Annotated in this window: 14 protein-coding genes; 12 read left to right on the forward strand and 2 right to left on the reverse strand. The window is 70.5% G+C overall.

Translation table 11 applies throughout. From position 1 onward, the window contains the following. Positions 1-187 precede the first annotated feature (187 nt). The 6 genes from AB0P06_RS26350 to AB0P06_RS26375 all read left to right on the forward strand — a co-directional run bounded on the left by AB0P06_RS26350 (position 188) and on the right by AB0P06_RS26375 (position 6472). Complete coding sequence (locus AB0P06_RS26350; protein ID WP_363611425.1) at positions 188-949, forward strand: 3-hydroxybutyrate dehydrogenase; 762 nt, start codon at positions 188-190, stop codon at positions 947-949. 201 nt (positions 950-1150) lie between these two features. Continuing rightward, a complete protein-coding gene (locus AB0P06_RS26355; RefSeq protein WP_363611427.1) occupies positions 1151-3106 on the forward strand; it encodes a GAF domain-containing protein in 1956 nt (651 codons plus the stop codon). 133 nt (positions 3107-3239) lie between these two features. Next, a complete protein-coding gene (lipB, locus tag AB0P06_RS26360) occupies positions 3240-4037 on the forward strand; it encodes a lipoyl(octanoyl) transferase LipB (RefSeq protein WP_363611429.1) in 798 nt (265 codons plus the stop codon). 128 nt (positions 4038-4165) lie between these two features. Beyond that, positions 4166-5122, forward strand: coding sequence for a lipoyl synthase (locus AB0P06_RS26365; protein WP_363611431.1), 957 nt, complete (start codon positions 4166-4168; stop codon positions 5120-5122). A 271-nt stretch (positions 5123-5393) separates the two neighbouring features. Beyond that, positions 5394-5591, forward strand: coding sequence for a hypothetical protein (locus AB0P06_RS26370; RefSeq protein WP_363611433.1), 198 nt, complete (start codon positions 5394-5396; stop codon positions 5589-5591). A 191-nt stretch (positions 5592-5782) separates the two neighbouring features. Continuing rightward, complete coding sequence (locus tag AB0P06_RS26375) at positions 5783-6472, forward strand: DUF4191 domain-containing protein (RefSeq protein WP_363611435.1); 690 nt, start codon at positions 5783-5785, stop codon at positions 6470-6472. Positions 6473-6567: 95 nt separating this feature from the next. Here the strand turns inward: AB0P06_RS26375 and AB0P06_RS26380 are convergent, their stop codons facing one another. Beyond that, positions 6568-7035, reverse strand: a complete 468-nt coding sequence (locus tag AB0P06_RS26380) for an RDD family protein (protein ID WP_363611437.1) — start codon at positions 7033-7035, stop codon at positions 6568-6570. Positions 7036-7288: 253 nt separating this feature from the next. On the opposite strand from AB0P06_RS26380, the gene glnA reads away from it, so the two are divergent. Together glnA and AB0P06_RS26390 are read left to right on the forward strand one after the other, a co-directional pair. Beyond that, entirely contained in the window at positions 7289-8701 is a 1413-nt protein-coding gene (gene glnA / locus AB0P06_RS26385) for a type I glutamate--ammonia ligase (protein ID WP_363611439.1), read from the forward strand. A gap of 356 nt (positions 8702-9057) precedes the next feature. Further along, positions 9058-9870 (forward strand): alpha/beta fold hydrolase, encoded by an 813-nt coding sequence (locus AB0P06_RS26390; RefSeq protein ID WP_363611441.1) that lies wholly within the window; start codon positions 9058-9060, stop codon positions 9868-9870. Here AB0P06_RS26390 and AB0P06_RS26395 read toward each other — a convergent pair. After that, on the reverse strand, positions 9867-11189 hold the full coding sequence (locus AB0P06_RS26395; RefSeq protein ID WP_363611443.1) for an XRE family transcriptional regulator: 1323 nt from the start codon (positions 11187-11189) through the stop codon (positions 9867-9869). The two genes, AB0P06_RS26390 and AB0P06_RS26395, sit on opposite strands and share 4 nt — an antisense overlap. Positions 11190-11567: 378 nt before the next feature. On the opposite strand from AB0P06_RS26395, the gene AB0P06_RS26400 reads away from it, so the two are divergent. From AB0P06_RS26400 to fxlM, 4 genes are all read left to right on the forward strand, one after another. Continuing rightward, complete coding sequence (locus AB0P06_RS26400) at positions 11568-11717, forward strand: FxLD family lanthipeptide (protein ID WP_363611445.1); 150 nt, start codon at positions 11568-11570, stop codon at positions 11715-11717. 183 nt (positions 11718-11900) lie between these two features. Next, the gene (locus AB0P06_RS26405) at positions 11901-14888 is read left to right on the forward strand and encodes a lantibiotic dehydratase (protein ID WP_363611485.1); all 2988 of its coding nucleotides are present in this window, start codon (positions 11901-11903) and stop codon (positions 14886-14888) included. Then, positions 14885-16159, forward strand: a complete 1275-nt coding sequence (locus tag AB0P06_RS26410) for a lanthionine synthetase C family protein (RefSeq protein WP_363611447.1) — start codon at positions 14885-14887, stop codon at positions 16157-16159. The genes AB0P06_RS26405 and AB0P06_RS26410 overlap by 4 nt, the downstream gene beginning before the upstream one ends. Positions 16160-16187: 28 nt before the next feature. After that, positions 16188-18278, forward strand: coding sequence for a methyltransferase, FxLD system (gene fxlM, locus AB0P06_RS26415; protein ID WP_363611449.1), 2091 nt, complete (start codon positions 16188-16190; stop codon positions 18276-18278). The last annotated feature ends 43 nt before the right edge of the window (positions 18279-18321 follow it).

An 18321-nucleotide genomic window follows, 5' to 3' on the forward strand; every position in this document is an offset into this window, starting at 1 on the left:
ACCGAGCAATCCTCCGAACGGGTGAAGCATCCGCGCCCATTGTGGGGAAGTCCGGACAGAGTGGGTTTGGCTTTGGCCGCCCGAACCGCCGATCGACCGTCATAGCGGCGAACGCCACACTCTCCCGGGGTGCTGTAGTTCCCCACGACATAGGAGACGGGCCGCCGGATTCCTACCGTTCTCGGCCATGGACACCACTTCAGCCCGCCCGCTCGACGGTCGTACGGCCCTGGTCACCGGAGCCGCCTCGGGCATCGGCCGGGCCTGCGCCGAGGCCTTCGCCGAGGCCGGCGCCCGGGTCTACGTCGTCGACCTCGCGGCCGGTCCGGCCCAGGAGCTCGCCGCGCGGATCGGCGGCGTCGCGCACGTCGCCGACCTCTCCGACCCGGAGGCGGTGGAAGCCCTGCCGGACGACGCCGACATCGTGGTCAACAACGCCGGCCTCCAGCACGTCGCCCCCGTGCACGAGTTCCCGCTCGACCGCTTCACGCTGATCCAGCGGGTGATGGTCGAGGCCCCGTTCCGCATCCTGCGCCGCACCCTGCCGCACATGTACGAGCGGGACTGGGGGCGGGTGGTCAACATCTCCTCCGTCCACGGCCTGCGCGCCAGCGCCTTCAAGTCCGCCTATGTCACGGCCAAGCACGCGCTGGAGGGCCTGAGCAAGACGGTCGCGCTGGAGGGCGCCCCGTACGGCGTCACCAGCAACTGCATCAACCCGGGGTACGTACGGACCCCGCTGGTGGAGAAGCAGATCGCCGGACAGGCGCTGGCGCACGGCATCCACGAGGACGAGGTGGTGGAGCGGATCATGCTCGACCGCACCGCCGTGAAGCGGCTGATCGAGCCCGACGAGGTGGCGCAGCTGGCCCTCTGGCTCTGCTCGCCGCACGCCTCCTACATCACCGGCGCCAGCCTGCCCGTGGACGGCGGCTGGACCGCGCACTGACGCCCGCGCGGGCCCCCGGCCGGGCACCGGCCCGATGGCGCCACCGCGCGGCCCGGCTCCGTACCGGCCCCGCGGTGGCCGCCGCCCACTACCGCACGGGCGCCGGCCACCCGGTCCACCCGCACGAGTGGGCGGCTGAGCAGCTACGATCGCGCTTCCGTCCCTGGGGCCAGAGACCCACTGCCGATTGGCGGCCGTACCGTGAACGACCCCCACCCCCGGACCAGCTCGGCGCCCGCGCTGCGGCGGCTGCTCGACCTGCTCGCCTCCGGTGCCGCGACCGAGGACTTCGCCGAGGTGCTGGCCGCCGCGCGTCGTCAGGGGGCGCCGGCCGCCGTACTGAGCGAGATCGACGACGCCACCTGGCAGGCCCTGCGGGTGCACCGGACCCTGCGTCAGCACCGCCGCCGCGAGGCCGAGCTGACCGCGCTGTTCGACACTGCCGGGGACCTGGCCGGCTCCCGGGACCTGGACACCGTGCTGCAGGCGATCGTGCGCCGGGCCCGGCTGCTGCTCGGCACCGACACCGCCTATCTCACCCTCCCGGACCGGGCCGCCGGCGACACCTACATGCGGGTCACCGACGGTTCGGTGTCCGTCCTCTTCCAGACCCTGCGGCTGAGCCTCGGCGACGGCCTCGGCGGCCTGGTCGCCCAGACCGCCCGGCCGTACGCCACCCCCGACTACCGCACCGACGAGCGCTTCCACCACACCGGCACGATCGACGCGGGCGTCCTGGACGAGGGGCTGGTGGCGATCATCGGGGTACCGCTGCTGCTCGGCGGGCAGGTGATCGGCGTGCTGTTCGCCGCCGACCGCTCGCCGCGCGCCTTCTCCCCCGACGAGGTCGCGCTGCTCTGTTCGCTGGCCGCGCACGCCGCGATCGCGCTGGACACCGCCAAGTCACTGGCCGACACCCGGGCCGCGCTGGCCGAGCTGAACAGCGCGAACGAGCTGATCCGGGCCCACTCCGCCGCCGTGCAGCGCGCCGAGCAGGGCCACGACCGACTCACCGACCTGGTGCTGCGCGGCGCCGAGGTGCCGGACGTGGCCGCCGCGGTGGCGGCGCTGCTGGACGGCGAGATAACGGTCCTGGACACCGAGGGCGAACCGCTGGCCGGCCGGGCCGCGCCCGCCGACGGGCTGGCCGCGGCGGTCGCCGCCTCCCGGGCCGAGGGCCGGTCGGTGCGGCACGGCGACGCCTGGGTCTGCGCGGTGCTGGCCGGCCAGGAGCCGCTGGGCACCCTGGTCCTGCGCGGCCGGCCCGGCCTGGACGACGCCGACCGGCGGCTGTTCGAGCGGGCGGGCGTGGTGACCGCGCTGGTCCTGCTGCTGCGCCGCTCGGTCGCCGAGACCGAGAACCGGGTCCGCGGCGAACTGCTCGCCGATCTGCTCACCAGCCCCGACCGCGACCCGGCCGGACTGACCGCGCGCGGCCGCCGGCTCGGTGTGGACCTCGGCCGCCCGCACCTGGTGCTGGTCGCCGAGCCGGCCGGTGCCCCGGGCACCGCCGCCGTCGACCGCGGCCGACTGGCCGGCGCCGCCGGACGCTACCTGTTCGGCTCGCGGGGCATCAGCGCGGAGCACGGCGAGGCGGTGGTGCTGCTGGTGCCGGACGACGGCACCGACGGCCCGGCCGGATCCGGCGGACCCACCGGGCCGGACGGCGCCCTGCGGGCGGCCGAGCGGGCCGCCGAACGGCTCGCCCGGCTGGCCGGCTTCCCGGTCACCGTGGGCGCCGGACGCCCGGCCGCCGGGCCGCCGGCGCTGGCCGCCTCGTACGCCGAGGGGCTGCGCTGCGTCCGGGCGCTGCGGGTGCTCGGCCGGGCCGGGGACGGCGCCTCGGCCCGGGCGCTCGGCTTCCTCGGGGTGCTGCTCGGCGACGGCCACGACGTGGACGGGTTCGTCGGCGCGACGCTCGGCCCGCTGCTGGAGTACGACGCCAGGCGCGGCACCGAGCTGGTGCGCACCCTGCGCGCCTACTTCGACTGCGGCGGCAGCCTGACCCGGGCCAAGGACGAACTGCACGTCCACGTGAACACGGTCGTGCAGCGGCTGGACCGGGTCGAGATCCTGCTCGGCCGGGACTGGAACCACCCCGAGCGCTCGCTGGAACTCCAGCTGGCGCTCCGCCTCCAGCTGCTCTCGGGCGCCTGAACACCCGGTTCGCGCCGGGGCGTACAGTGGCGAGGTTGGTCTCGAACCCCTGGCAAGGAGCAGTGGTGAGCGAGCGGAGCATCGCAGGGTGCGCGTCTCGCGAGGCGGCCACCGAGCGCGGGAAGGTGGACGCATGAGCGAGAACGTGCGGTTCGTACGCATGGGCATAGGCGCGGGGGCGATCCCCTACCCGGAGGCCTGGGAGGAGCAGCAGCGGCTGCACGCGCTGCGCGTCGCGGACGAGATCCCCGACACCGTGCTGCTGCTGGAGCACCAGCCCGTGTACACGATGGGCAAGCGGACCAACCCGGCCGACCTGCCGCTGGACGGCACACCGGTGGTCGAGGTCAACCGCGGCGGCGAGATCACCTGGCACGGCCCCGGCCAGCTGGTCGGCTACCCGATCGTCAAGCTGCCCGAGCCGATGGACGTCGTCGCGTACGTGCGGCGGCTGGAGGAGGCGCTGATCCGCTCCTGCGGCGAGTTCGGCGTGGAGACCTCCCGGGTCGAGGGCCGCAGCGGGGTCTGGGTCCTGGGCGAGACCATCCCGGACGCGGTGGTGGACCCGTCGCAGGTGGTGGACATCGGCAAGCTGACCCTGCGGATGGGCCTGCCGCTGGGCATCGACCCGCGGCTGGCCGGCCCCGAGTACGCGCCGTCCAACGCCGGCCAGCGCGGTGACGACCGCAAGCTCGCCGCGATCGGCGTCCGGGTCGCGCGCGGTGTCACCATGCACGGCTTCGCGCTGAACTGCGACCCGGACATGACCTGGTTCGACCGGATCGTGCCCTGTGGCATCCGCGACGCGGGCGTCGGCTCGGTCTCCTCGGAGCTGGCCCGCGACTTCGCCGTCGGCGAGGCGCTGCCCGTGGTGGAGAAGCACCTGGCGGCCGTGTTCGCCGAACTGCCCGAGCCCGCACCCGGCCGCTGAACGCCGGGCCGAGGGAATCTACCCGCCGGTAGCGCTGTTGCCCTGCGATTGCGGGCCGCGGGCCCGGCCAAGGCCGTACAAGCACAGGCGTACCCTGGGGGTACCCCGTCTAGTTCTAGGAGTCGCACGTGTCCGCTGTCGCACCCGACGGCAGGAAGCTGCTCCGCCTGGAGGTCCGCAACAGCGAGACCCCCATCGAGCGGAAGCCCGAGTGGATCAAGACCCGCGCGAAGATGGGCCCGGAGTACAACGCCCTCCAGTCGCTGGTGAAGAAGGAGGGGCTGCACACCGTCTGCCAGGAGGCCGGCTGCCCCAACATCTTCGAGTGCTGGGAGGACCGCGAGGCGACCTTCCTCATCGGCGGTGACCAGTGCACCCGCCGCTGCGACTTCTGTCAGATCGACACCGGCAAGCCCGCCGAGTTCGACCGCGACGAGCCGCGCCGGGTCGCCGAGTCCATCGTCACCATGGACCTCAACTACGCCACCATCACCGGCGTCGCCCGCGACGACCTGGCGGACGGCGGTTCCTGGCTGTACGCGGAGACGGTGCGCCAGGTGCACGCGCTGACCGCCGGCCGCGAGGCCGGGCGCACCGGCGTCGAGCTGCTGATCCCCGACTTCAACGCGGTGCCCGAGCAGCTGGCCGAGGTCTTCTCCTCCCGCCCCGAGGTGCTGGCGCACAACGTCGAGACGGTGCCGCGGATCTTCAAGCGGATCCGGCCCGCGTTCCGCTACGAGCGCTCGCTGGACGTCATCACCCAGGCCCGCGCGGCCGGGCTGGTGACGAAGTCCAACCTGATCCTGGGCATGGGCGAGACCCGCGAGGAGGTCAGCCAGGCGCTGGCCGACCTGGTCGGCGCCGGCTGCGAGCTGATCACCATCACCCAGTACCTGCGCCCCTCGCTGCGCCACCACCCGGTGGAGCGCTGGGTCAAGCCGCAGGAGTTCGTCGAGCTGCAGCAGGAGGCCGAGGAGCTCGGCTTCGCCGGGGTCATGTCGGGCCCGCTGGTGCGTTCGTCGTACCGGGCCGGGCGGCTGTACCGGCAGGCGCTGGAGCGCCGCGCGCAGGCGTCGGCGGTCTGACGGCGGCGGTCCGGCCACGGCGGCCCGGGCGGCGGCGGTCCGACCACGGCGGTCCGACGGCGGCGGTCAGGGCGGGCGGCTGATTTCGGCCAACCGGCGTGAACCACCCGAGGGGCGGGGCTTCGGCCCCGCCCCTTTCGGTTCATCGCGCTTTGACTGCCTGGTCACGGGCTGGTAACACGGGGTGGTGACGATGGAAGCGTTGCCGCTGACGAGGCCCTCGCGGGCGCGGTCGGTGGATTGTTCTCAGCCACGAGGGGAGCTGTTCGACATGCAGGTCGGCATGCAGGTCGGCATCCGGTCGGTGGGCAGCGCACTGCGGCTCGCGGAGAGCGTGCTGCTGGCGGGCGGCCAGCGGCAGGCCCGGCGCAACGCCTGGGCGGCCGTCTGCGAGAACCGCCGGTACGCGGCGGACCGGGAGCGCGACGCGCCGCAGGCCGGTCCGGTGCCGGGGTCCGGGCGCCGGTAGGGCCGGCAGGGCCGGTCCGGCGAGCCCCGGAACAGGCCGTCCCCGCCGGTCAGGGCGGGTGCGGCGGCCAAACGGCGGTGGGCGCCGGGCCGGCCTCGGCGTGTCGGCGTGCGGGCCCCCGGGTCACGGTTCGGGGCGAACGGGTACCCGGGCTTGGATATCCCGTACCCACGCCACGTACCATGAGCGTTATGGCGAGGGAAACATCCGAAAACCCCGGGCGGCTGAAGCAGATCCGCACGGCGTACACCATGACCAAGAAGGTCGACACCAAGATCGGCCTGATCATCGCCGGCGTCGGCCTGCTGACCTTCGGCGTGTTCCTCGCCATCGGCTTCGCGATCGACCACCCCGTCTACCTGGGCATCCTGGGCTTCATCGTGGCCTTCCTGGCCATGGCGATCGTCTTCGGGCGCCGGGCCGAGCGCGCGGCGTTCGGACAGATGGAGGGGCAGCCGGGGGCCGTCGCGGCGGTGCTGAACAACATCCGGCGTGGCTGGAGCGCGAGTTCGACCCCGGTCGCGGTCACCCGTAACCAGGACGCGGTCTACCGCGCCGTGGGCCGGGCCGGCATCGCGCTGATCGGCGAGGGCAACCCGAACCGGGTGCGCCAGCTGCTGGCCTCCGAGAAGAAGAAGATGGCCCGTGTGGTCGGCGACGTGCCGGTGCACGACATCGTGGTGGGCAACGGCGAGGGCGAGGTCCCGCTGAAGAAGCTGCAGATCCACCTGATGCGGCTGCCCCGCGCCATCACCCCCTCCCAGGTCACCGAGACCAACGACCGGCTGCGCGCGCTGGGCGACCTGCTCTCCAAGGCGCCGATCCCCAAGGGCCCGATGCCCAAGGGCGCCCGGATGCCCAAGGGCGGCCAGGTACGCTGACCCCCTCCCCCGTTGACATGAGACGGCCCCGCCGCGGAACTTCCGCGGCGGGGCCGTTCGACGTTCTCCGGCCGGACCGGATCCGGTCCTCCGGGCTACATCCGGACCTCGACCGTGCCGACCGCCTTGTCGTGCAGACCGCGGGTGTCCCGGTCCCAGACCAGCGCCGGCACCAGCAGGCAGAGCAGCAGGGTGCGCAGCAGCACCTGCGGGATGGTGGCGCGGCCGCCGTCGAGCCGGACCACCCGCAGACCGAACAGCCGCTTGCCGACGGTCGTTCCCGCGGTGGCGAGCAGCAGCACGGTGACCGCGAAGAACAGCGGGGTGGTCCAGAGGTTGGCCGAGGCCGCGGTGCCCTTGCCGATCAGCCCGTAGGCGACCAGGGAGACCAGCCAGCCGTCGACGAACAGCGCGCCGATCCGGCGGCCGGGGCCGGCGATCGAGCCGGGACCCTCCTGGGGGAGTCCGAGGCGCTCACCGCGGTAGCCGAAGTCGGCTCCCATCTTCTCGGCGGCCGCCTTCGGGCCGTCGATCCACGATCCCAACGCTTCTCTGGTGTCCACGAATCCACACTAACCGGGCGGGCCCGCCGGGCCGCCACCGGCTCCCCCGGAGGGTGAATCGCGTCGCCCGGGCTTCCCGCGTGGTCCAGACCACTCAAGGGGCCCGGCCCGCGCCGCTCAAGCGTTTTGCCCCGGAGCGTACGTCTTTGCCGCCCGCTCAACGACGGCGGTTAACATTCAGGAAACGACCGGGTCACCGGTTGGAAACGGGCCATTCCTAGGGTGAGCCCCATTCGCACGCCGAGGAGGATGGATGTTCAACAACGCCGCCGAAGTGAAGCAGTTCATTCAGGACAACGACGTGAAGTTCATCGATGTCCGGTTCTGCGATCTCCCGGGCGTCCTGCAGCACTTCTCCGTGCCCGCGGCGACCTTCGACCCCTCCGAGATCCTGATGTTCGACGGTTCGTCGATCCGGGGCTTCCAGGCCATCCACGAGTCGGACATGGCCCTGGTCGCGGACCTGGCCACGGCCCGCCTGGACCCGTTCCGCAAGGAAAAGCACCTCAACATCAACTTCTTCATCCAGGACCCGGTGACGGGCGAGGCGTACAGCCGCGACCCCCGCAACGTCGCCAAGAAGGCCGAGGCCTACCTCGCCTCCTCCGGCATCGCCGACACCGCGTTCTTCGGCCCCGAGGCCGAGTTCTACGTATTCGACTCGGTGCGGTTCGAGACCAGCGCCAACGCGTCGTACTACCACATCGACTCCGAGGCCGGCGCCTGGAACAGCGGCTCCGCCGAGGGCGACGCGCGCGGCTACAAGGTGAAGTACAAGGGCGGTTACTTCCCCGTCCCGCCGGTGGACCACTTCGCCGACCTGCGCGCCGAGATGTCGCTGGAGCTGGCCGCGGCCGGCCTGGAGGTCGAGCGCCAGCACCACGAGGTCGGCACCGCCGGCCAGGCCGAGATCAACTACAAGTTCAACACCCTGCTGCACGCCGCCGACGACCTGATGCTGTTCAAGTACATCATCAAGAACGTCGCCTGGCGCAACGGCAAGACCGCCACCTTCATGCCCAAGCCGATCTTCGGCGACAACGGCTCCGGGATGCACGTCCACCAGTCGCTGTGGACCGAGGGCTCGCCGCTCTTCTACGACGAGCAGGGCTACGCCGGGCTCTCCGACACCGCGCGCTACTACATCGGCGGCCTGCTCAAGCACGCCGCCTCGCTGCTGGCGTTCACCAACCCCTCGGTGAACTCCTACCACCGCCTGGTGCCGGGCTTCGAGGCACCGGTCAACCTGGTGTACTCGCAGCGCAACCGCTCCGCCGCGATCCGCATCCCGATCACCGGCTCCAACGCCAAGGCCAAGCGCATCGAGTTCCGCGCGCCGGACCCGTCGTCCAACCCGTACCTGGCCTTCGCCGCCATGCTGATGGCCGGCCTCGACGGCATCAAGAACAAGATCGAGCCGCTGCAGCCGGTCGACAAGGACCTCTACGAGCTGGCGCCCGAGGAGCACGCCAACGTGCCGCAGGTGCCGTCCTCGCTGCCGGCCGTGCTGGAGGCCCTGGAGGCCGACCACGAGTACCTGCTCGCGGGCAACGTCTTCACCCCCGACCTCATCGAGACCTGGATCGACTTCAAGCGCACCAACGAGATCGCCCCGATCGCGCTGCGGCCGCACCCGCACGAGTTCGAGCTGTACTACGACCTGTAAGAGGCGGGGCAAGGTGGGGTATTGCGGGCAGCCGACAGTGCCCCCCAGAAAAAGGGCTCTTCGTCCCCTTCTGCGGGTCCTGACGGGCGTTGGTCAGGTGCGTCCGGGTAGGGGCCGGGCGTAACCGACCAAGCAGAGCAGGATCATGGCGCGGAGGGCCTCGACGATGCGGAAGCCGCAGGCGGATCTTCGCGTTCCGACCTGATACGAGATCTGCCGAACGATCGCTCCGAAGCCCCGTCTCCTGCTGTAGCCGGAGACGGGGCTTCGTCGTTTCCGGACTCCGCGCCGATCGGCGCGAGGTTGAGTCACGTGAGCGCGGCCCTCGGCGATGGGCAAGTGGCTACCATCTGTCCATGGCTGATCACGAGACGGCATTTCGGTCCCTCGACGGCACCCAGCTCTTCGGCACGATCACACCCTCCCCGACTCCCCCGGCAGCTCTGGCCGTGCTCGCGCACGGTGCCGGTGTCACCCGCGAAGAAGGCGGATTCTTCACGCGCCTGGCGGCGGGTCTGGCGTCCACCGGCATCACCTGCCTACGGTTCGACCTGCGGGCCCACGGTGCCAGCTCCGGCCGATTCGCGGATGTGACGATCGCGGGGGTGGCCAACGACATCCGGGCCGCCTCCGACCACCTTGTCCAGGTCGCTGAACGGCCGGGGCCGGTACACGTCGTCGCGGCGTCGTTCTCCGGAGGTGCAGCCGCGCTGCACACCGGCCACCGGCCCGACGATGTCGCCAAGCTGGTGTTGCTGAACCCCCGCATGGACTACCGGAACCGATTCATCACCGACCAGGCCGGCTGGAGCGAGGACTACCTGTCGGAGGAACGCGCCGCGAAGCTGGACGGGCGCGGGTTCTCCGTCCGCCAGCCGTTCGAGACCGGCCGGGCCCTCCTCAACGAAGTCTTCTTCCTGGCACCCCAAGCCATCTGCGCCGCCGTCCGCGTCCCCGTCCTCATCGTCCACGGCACGAAGGACACGTTCGTGCCTGTTGAGCTTTCCCGCCGGTACGGACCGCTGTTCGGCGCCGGCGCGGAACTGTACGAACTCGAAGGCGCGCAGCACGGTTTCGCAGTCCACGATGACCCCACGTACGCGCACCCGCAGTCGCAGGCGTGGCAGCGCGAGGTCATCGCCAAGGTGAGTGGCTTCCTGGCCGCCTAGCCAGCCGCGAGCACGAGAAGGCGCTCGTGGAGTTCCCGCACTGCTGGCCGCCGGCGGTGCGGGAACAGGATGCGGGCGGTGTGGTGGAGTTCGGTGATGGCTTGCCCGTAGCGGGCGGGAACGGCGACCTCCAAAGCGCGAAGGGCGACCGAGGCCGCTTCGTCCGGCTCCCCCGCCTCGGCGAGAGCGCCCGAGAGATAGGCGCTGTAATGGGCGTGGTCGCGGGGAAGGAACGCGTCGGGGATCAGGTGGGTCTGGAACACCGAGACCGCCTCGGCTGGTCGTTCGGCCTCGCGCCAGCAAATCCCGGACTGCACCAGGAGCCGCGTTCGGGTGTACCCGTCGCCGAGAGGGCCCGTGCAGGTCGCCGGGCCGCTTGGCGGCGCGGCCTGGTCAAGGGCGGCGTGCGCCTGGTCCAACACCCGCTTGATCTCCTCTGGGTCGGCCCCGGTCATGGCCAGACCTCGGGCCTTCTGCTGGAGCGCTTCGGCACGCGGGCGCGGCGGAAGCGTCCACTGGCTGCCGGTTGCCGCTTCGGCCAGATCGAGTGTCCGCGCGGGGTCGTTGCGGCCGAGCGCCTGTGCCTGGCGCAGTAGGACGTAGGCGTGCATCGCGCCGTCGCCGGTGAAAGTCGCCCACTCTTTCGACTGGCCATACCAGTAAGTAGTGATCTGCTCCGGTGATCCGGCGTCACGGTGCAGCCATGCGGTGAACTCCGCCGCGCGGGCACCGAGGTTGAGCAGCTGATGCCGGATCACCGACTTGGCGTCACGGGCAGCGGTGTTGATGACGGAGAGAAGTCCGAGGGCAGTCGGCATCGCGCGGTGCGGACCCGAGAAGACGTCCGTTCGGGCCGTCTCGTCCAACGCGTCCCGTAGGTGACTGACGAGTTGGTGATCGCTATAGCGGTAGGCATCTCGGGTGGCCGCGGTGAGATGGTCCAGCGCCGCAAGATCGAGCAGCGGAGCGGCAGCGGCCACTAGGCCGCCCACGAACGCGCATCGAAGCACGTGGTCCGCCAGGTTGGGTTTGAGGTTGGAGGAGACGTCAAGCCTAGTCGATTTTCTGGCCGTTGGGATGAAGCCAAGCCGTTCGAGGGGGGTTTCGAACATCTCGGTCAGCACACAGCGCGCGTCGCGGTTCGGCCATGTCGTCTGCCCCGACTCCCAGCGCCTGACCTGCCGCACCGAGATCTGCGCCTTCGACTGGATGGCTAAGGCCGAAGCGTTGTACGCCTCGGCAAAATCCTCCTGCGTGCGCCAGCCGCGTTCGACTCGCGCTGCCACGAACTTCCAGTTCGTGGTTGTCCGTTCGGGCATGAGCACCCCCCGTCACTCCAGCCTAGGCCACCGGACACAACCGGTAGCGCGAGGACACAACCTACCTATCGAAGTGTCCGGTGATTTGTCCTCCGATCCGGCCTCGTGCTTGGCACTTGCAAGCGGTGAACTGTTCATCAGCCGCCCGGGACGAGGAATGCCGATCCCCCTCGGCAACCGTGGAACCGCACCGGGCGGCTCCCTGCGGCGGCTCCGTCGATGCGTCCCCGACACCGAAGGGATGCCGCGCCCAACCCGACATAAGGAGCGGACCGTTGTCGAGCGGCCTGCTGGTACAAGCCACTGACCGCATCACATTTTCCTGGCTCTGAAAACCCAGGCCAGGTACCGGAAAAGCCGTCACAAAGGAGGAATGAGATGGCTCAGAACGCCCCTGTGGCTCCAGCCGCCGACGAGTTCGAGCTGGACGTCACCCTGCTGGAGGTCGCCGACTCGGCCGGCCTGGTCAACATCACCAACGACAACTGTGGCAGCACTTGCGGTGCCTGCACCACCGGTGTCGCCTGACCGGGCGCAACTCCCGTTGAGTAAGCCGGTGCCGCCGTACTGCGGCGGCACCGGCGGTCCCGTTCACCGTGTCCATACGGAGGTAATAGCGTGGTCACCCAGGCCCCCGCGTTCCGTTCCGGCAGTGCGGCGCTCGTGCGCGCCGTCGCTCGCCCAACGCTGCACCTTCCACCATGGCCTGACCTGACTAACACCGCCGCCGACCCTGCGCGAGCGACTTCTCAGGTCGCATGGCTCCGGGCGGTTTGGGAAACAGAAGGTGTTGCCGAAGGACTGCGGCATGCGAGTCCGGTGCTCGCCGCACAGGTACACGCCCTGGGTGAGGCCGAGAATCCCGCGCCGCGCGATGTCCGGCGCGCCGTGCTGTCCGTTGCCCGCTACCTGCTGCGTTCGCAGGGTCGCGCCACCCCATTCGGCCTGTTCGCCGGAGTGACAACCGCCTCCTTCGGGACGAAGGTGCAAGCGGCTTGGGGCACTGAGCACCGGGCAGTGGTCCGGGCCGGAGCGGAGTGGCTGGCAGCGGTAACCGCTCAACTGGAGAGCTGCCCTGAACTGTTGGACCGTTTGCCTGTAGTCGCCAACACCTCGTTGATGATTCGCGGCGACCGGTTGATCGTGCCGTACCAGCCGAACAACCATCAGCGGGGGACCGGGGCCATCGAGGTCTCGCTACGCCACACCGCCCCGGTGAAGTCGGCCTTGACGGCTACCCGCGCCCCGATTCCGGTTGGGGGCGTGAGGGCGAAACTCCTGGCCGAATTTCCCACGGCCGGCCCGGAGAAGGTGACCGCACTACTCACGGAGCTGGTCGCCAGACGTGCACTGATCACCGTTCTGCACGCACCGAGTACCGAGACCGACGCCTTGCGGTACCTCGTGGCGCAGTTGGAGGCCGTAGACGCAGCGAGCATCGTGCAGGTAGCCGATCTGGTGATCGCACTTCGAGAGATCCACCCGGCACTGACTCTCAGTCAGGATAGCGTTGTACGCGAGGATGTGGCCGTTCGGATGCAGCGCCTGGCGCCGGTCCGCAAGCATCCGCTCGCGGTGGACCTGCGGATGGACGCCACGGTCACCCTGCCACGGGAAGTGGCCCGCGAGGTGGAGCGCGCGGCGCTGGCCCTGGCCCGTCTGAGTGCCGCTCCTTACGGCGCCGCTGAGTGGAAGTCGTATCACCAGCGGTTCTACGAGCGCTTCGGGATCGGCTCGATGGTGCCCGTACTGGATGTCGTCGCTGACAGCGGGATCGGATTTCCCGACGGCTATCCGGGGTCCGGGGGCTCGGAACGCCGATCACCGGTGTCGAGCCGGGACGAGGCCCTGGTCCGCCTGGCGCAGGGCGCGGCACTGGATGGCCGCTACGAAGTAGCCCTGGACGAGATGCTGATGAAGAATCTGGAGCTGGGACCGGACCGGGTTCGGCTGCCGCCGCATCTGGAGGTGGGGGTACGTGTGCACGCCGCCAGCCTGCACGACCTCCAGCACGGGGATTTCCGGCTGGAGGTGGTGAGCGTTTCCCGAGGTGCGGGCGTCGGAATCGGTCGCTTCCTCAATGTCCTGGAGCCGCAGGACCACGCCCGACTGGCTGTGGAGTTGGCCGATCTGCCGGGTGCCGACGGCGACACCGTGCCGGCGCAGTTGTCGTTCCCGCCGTTAGTGCCGGAGACGGCTCACGTCACCCGCTCCCCGCAGGTCTTGCCGACCGTGATCAGCCTGGAGGAGCACCGTGCTCCCGACGACGAGGTCCTGACAGTCGAAGACCTGGCCGTGGGTTGCGATGGTCGCCGGATGTATCTGGCCGCTCCGGCGCACGGCCACCGGGTGGAGGCCGTAGCCATGCACGCGCTGAACCTGCACACCCACACCCCGCCGCTGGCCCGCTTCCTAACCGAGCTGAGCCGTGCTCAGTGCGCTGCGGTGACGCTGTTCGACTGGGGCGCGGCGCGGGCGATGCCGTTCCTACCCCGACTGCGCTACGGGCGCACCGTCCTTTCCCCTGCCCGGTGGCAGTTGGAAGCGGCCGAGCTACCCGCCCGATCGCAGCCGTGGTCCATGTGGGACGAAGCCCTGACCATGTGGCGGGACACACACCGGTTGCCGCGACAGGTGTACCTGACCGAGGGGGACAGGCTGCTCGCGCTGGATCTGGACGAGCCCGGCCACCGCGTTCTGCTGCGCGTGCACTTGGACCGTGTCGCGCACGCGGTCCTGACGGAAGCCCCGGCCGAAGCCGGTTGGTGCGGTGGCAGGGTTCACGAAGTCGTCGTTCCTCTGAAAACGGCCGAACCGCCGGCGTGGCCGCGCCTGCCGAAGCCCACCCGTGCGCGGATCATCGGGCGGGACCAGGGGCAGACCCCTGCCATGTCGTCGGTACTCCTCGCCAGCCTGTACGGGGATATCCGCCGCCAGGACACCATCCTGGCCGAACACCTCCCGGCCTTGCTCGACCGGCTCGGTCAGCCGCCCTGGTGGTACGTCCGGTTCCGCGACCCCGACCAGCACCTGCGCCTGCGGATCGCTCTACCCGACCCGAAAGCGTTCGGGCGGGCAGCCGGTACGGTCAGCGTCTGGTCCGACGAGCTGCATCACGCCGGACTACTGCGGGAGGTGCGCTACCCCACCTCCTACCCCGAGACCGGCCGCTGGGGCTCGGGGCCGGCGTGGGCTGCCGCCGAGGAGGTGTTCCGCGCTGACTCACGCGCCCTGCTCACCCAGTTCGGCCAACCCACCCGCCCGCATCGGCGGGCACTGGTCGCCGCTCACAGCGTCTCCATCGTCTCTGCCTTCCTGGGCAGCACCGACGCAGGCATGCGCTGGCTCATCGACCACGTTCCGCCCACAGCACCCGAGCCAGTGCCCCGCGACCAGTTCAACGAAGCCGTCCGGGTCACTGACCCCCGCGACGACTGGGCGGCACTTCGCACGGTGCCCGGCGGTACGGCCACCGTGGAGGCGTGGGCTGAACGCGACTTCGCGGTGGCCGCCTACCGGAACCATCTACCCGGCCCGGACACCCAGGGCATCGACACCGACGACGTTCTTGGCTCCCTCCTCCACGTCCACTTCGTACGCGCCGTCGCCGTCGACTTCCCAGAAGAGGCCATCTGCCTGTACCTCGCGCGAGCCGCCGCCCTCGCGTGGACTGCCCGCACCACCGGGAGGCCCGTGTGACGCAGCATCCAGCCGCTGACCTCGCCATGGTGATCAGCGAACGACTCGCCCACCCCGACACTGCCCCCGCCGAGCGGCGCGCTCAGGCGTGGTGGCCGCAGTCGCTCGCACACGGCATTCCCGGCATCGCCCTGTTGCACATCGAGCTCGCGGCTGAAGGACGGGCACCCTGGCAACGCGCCCACGACTGGCTCGCCGCCGCCACTCGAGTCCCCATCACCAGCGGGACCGACAGCCACCCCTACTACGGGGCACCCGCCATCGCCCACGCCCTTGCCTGCGCTGCCGATCGGCTCCCCGGCTCCTACAAGTGCGCCCTCGGCATCCTGGATCAGCAGATCGCCAACGACACCCTCCGCCGCGTGGCCGCCGCGCACCACCGCATCGACGCCGGGCACCTTCCCACTCTGGCCGAGTTCGACGCGCTCCAGGGACTCACGGGCTTCGGCGGCTACCTGCTACGCCGCGACCCCGACGGCGATGCCGTACGCGCCGTCCTCGAATACCTCGTTCGCCTCACCATCCCGATCACCCTCGCCGGGGAGGTATTGCCCGGGTGGTGGACAGCATCGGCGCCCTCCGGACGGGCAGACGACCGGTTCCCCGACGGCCACGCCAACAACAGCGTGGCCCACGGCATCACCGGCGCCCTGAGCCTGCTCTCCCTCGCTGCCCTGCGCGGCACCATCGTTGGCGGCCAGCTCGACGCCATCCACACGGTCTGCGCGTGGCTGGACCGCTGGCGTGTCGAGACCGGCCACGGCCCGACCTGGCCCTACTGGGTGACCCGCGCCGAACTCCGCAGCAACCTGCCCAAGCAGTCCGGGCCACTGCGTCCGTCGTGGTGCTACGGCGGTGCGGGGCTGGGAAGAGTGCAACAACTCGCCGCTCTCGCCCTCGGCGACACCGACCGCCAGCTCCTGGCGGAGATCGGGCTGGTCGGCGCTCTCAGTGATCCGGCCCAGCTCGCGGCGACGACCGACATCTCGTTGTGCCACGGCTTCGCCGGTCTCGCCCACGTTGCCGCCCGCGCGGCCGATGACGCCCTCCCTGAAACTGTCGGCCAACTGCGCGCCCTTATACCCGCGTTGCTTTCCGCCGTCCACCCCCCGGGCACCGACGCGGAACATGTGACCACCGCGCTGATGGGCGCCGCAGACGGCGGCCCAGGACTTCTCGACGGCGCGGCCGGCGTCGCCCTGGCCGTACTCACTCCCAGTGCCGCCGCCCCGCCCAGCTCCGCCTGGGACGCCTGCCTACTCATCTCCTGACCGCCCATCACCAGCCTGAGGACGCCGGATGCCAACCGCTCGCTGGCACCAACACAACATCGAGTTCCCCGACCGCGAGACCGCCCAGCAGGTCGTCGCCGACGCCATCGGCCCCGCCCTGCTCTCCGCCGGAACCGGAGGTCTCCTCCACGGCTGGTGGTACTTGAACAAGCAGCCTTGGCCGCTGCGCTACCTGACCGACGCTGCCATCCCGGGCGTCATCAACGACCTGCTCAACACGCTGGCCGCCCAAGGCCAGATCGTCAGCTGGACACCCGGGATCTACGAACCCGAGACATTCGCCTTCGGTGGCGACGCAGCCATGGACGCCGCCCACGCGCTCTTCCACCACGACAGCCGCCACCTGCTCACCTACGCCCCGTCCCCCACCGCCGGGCATCTGGGCCGACGGGAGACCGTGATCCTGCTGTTCAGCGCAATGATGCGGGCCGCCGGCCTGGACTTCTACGAGCAGGGCGACGTCTGGGACAAGGTCGCCAAACTGCGCCCGGCCTCTGACCCCCGTCCTTCCGAGCTCCCTGCCGAGAAGGTCACGGCGATGCGCCGGCTCATGACCGTCAACGTCCGAGCCCTGTGCAACCCAGACGGTCCGCTCGCCGGGCATGACCCGTGGGTGACCGCCTTCGAGCAGGCCGGGCAGACGCTGGCTCACCTGGCGCGTCGCGGCGCGCTGACCCGGGGACTGCGGGCCGTCCTGGCTCACCATCTGATCTTTCACGCCAACCGCGCCGGCCTCCCCGTGGAGGACCAAAGCGCCATGTCAGCACTAGCGAGAGAAGTAGTCATGGGAACGAGTGACAACGTCGCGTCTTCGCCCGGCGCGGCCTCCGAGCGCACTAGCCTCGACGAGGTGAACAGCGACACGATCGAAGAGATCGACACCGCCGCCGAACGCCTCCGCAACGTCCTGGTCGACCAGGTCATCACGGAGGGGCGTGTGCACACACCTCGCATCGAGGCGGCCATGCGGACCGTGCCCCGCCACGTGTTCGTCCCCGAGGTGTCCCTCGAAGAGGCATACACCAATTCGACGGTCGACATCAAGCAGAACAGCGATGGGACGTCGATCAGTTGCGCATCGCAGCCAGGCGTCGTCGGGCTCATGCTGGAACAGCTCCAACCTCAACCTGGCAACAAGGTACTCGAATTGGGTGCCGGCACCGGCTACAACGCCGGGCTGCTCGCCCACCTGGTCGAAGGGGGCGGCCACGTCACCACGATCGACGTGGACGACGACCTCGTGGAGGGTGCCCGGTCACACCTGGCCACGGCGGGGATCGAGAACGTCACCGTCCTGCGGACCGATGGAGCGCTCGGCCACCCCGACGGCGCACCGTATGACCGTATTGTCGCCACGGTCGGTGCGCACGGTGTCCCGCACGCCTGGATGAAGCAGCTCGCGCCCGGCGGTCGGCTGCTCGTGCCCCAGCGACTGCGGGGTAGCGTGTCCCGATCCATCGCCTACGAGCGCAAGAACGGTGCCTGGGTCTCCATCCGTAGCGAGATGAACACCTTCATGCCGCTGCGCAGGGGAATCGCCGACGACGAGCGACGCATGATCCCGGTGGCCTCGAACGGCTCCGTGCGCCTCCAGACCAACAGCGAACAGCCGGTCGATGCGGACGCTCTGGCCGACGTGCTCGACCAGCCTCGTACCGTGCTCTGGGCTGACGTCTTCTACCGCGCCATGGAGTCGCCCGAGTGGATGGAACTCTGGCTGTCCTGCACGCTGCCCAGCGGCCTGAACCAGATGCCCTTCAAGCGGGAGACCGTCGGCGACCTGCTCACCGAGGACCCGTACCCGAGTTCCACCGCAGTGTTCGAGAAGGGCGCACTCACGTATCTCGCCCGACGCCTGTCCCCCAAGCGCACCCCCGAAGGCGGCAAGCTGTGGGAGTTCGGGGTCGTCGGACACGGGCCCGGCAGCGACGAGTTGGCCGACCGAGTAGCCGAGTCGATGCGCACCTGGGACCGCGAGTACCGGGACCGCGAGGCCCAGTTCGAGATCCAGCCCCTGACCGCCGCGCCCGTCAAGCCCGCCCCTGGCCGGTTCACCATCGACACTCCGCTCAACCGGATCGTCGTCGCGTGGCAGTGAGTCGGCCTCTGGCCGGATAGCGCCACAGGTCCCGCTGGCCACA

This window comes from Kitasatospora sp. NPDC088351, assembly GCF_040685575.1.
Lineage (GTDB): Bacteria > Actinomycetota > Actinomycetes > Streptomycetales > Streptomycetaceae > Kitasatospora.

What these genes read in the sequence shown, in the direction of transcription:
- fxlM (WP_363611449.1), top strand. Translation starts at nt 16,188, where the DNA reads ATGCCAACCGCTCGCTGGCACCAACACAACATCGAGTTCCCCGACCGC.
- AB0P06_RS26390 (WP_363611441.1), top strand. Translation starts at nt 9,058, where the DNA reads ATGGCTGATCACGAGACGGCATTTCGGTCCCTCGACGGCACCCAGCTC.
- AB0P06_RS26350 (WP_363611425.1), top strand. Translation starts at nt 188, where the DNA reads ATGGACACCACTTCAGCCCGCCCGCTCGACGGTCGTACGGCCCTGGTC.
- AB0P06_RS26370 (WP_363611433.1), top strand. Translation starts at nt 5,394, where the DNA reads ATGCAGGTCGGCATGCAGGTCGGCATCCGGTCGGTGGGCAGCGCACTG.
- glnA (WP_363611439.1), top strand. Translation starts at nt 7,289, where the DNA reads ATGTTCAACAACGCCGCCGAAGTGAAGCAGTTCATTCAGGACAACGAC.
- lipB (WP_363611429.1), top strand. Translation starts at nt 3,240, where the DNA reads ATGAGCGAGAACGTGCGGTTCGTACGCATGGGCATAGGCGCGGGGGCG.
- AB0P06_RS26375 (WP_363611435.1), top strand. Translation starts at nt 5,783, where the DNA reads ATGGCGAGGGAAACATCCGAAAACCCCGGGCGGCTGAAGCAGATCCGC.
- AB0P06_RS26395 (WP_363611443.1), bottom strand. Translation starts at nt 11,189, where the DNA reads ATGCCCGAACGGACAACCACGAACTGGAAGTTCGTGGCAGCGCGAGTC.
- AB0P06_RS26400 (WP_363611445.1), top strand. Translation starts at nt 11,568, where the DNA reads ATGGCTCAGAACGCCCCTGTGGCTCCAGCCGCCGACGAGTTCGAGCTG.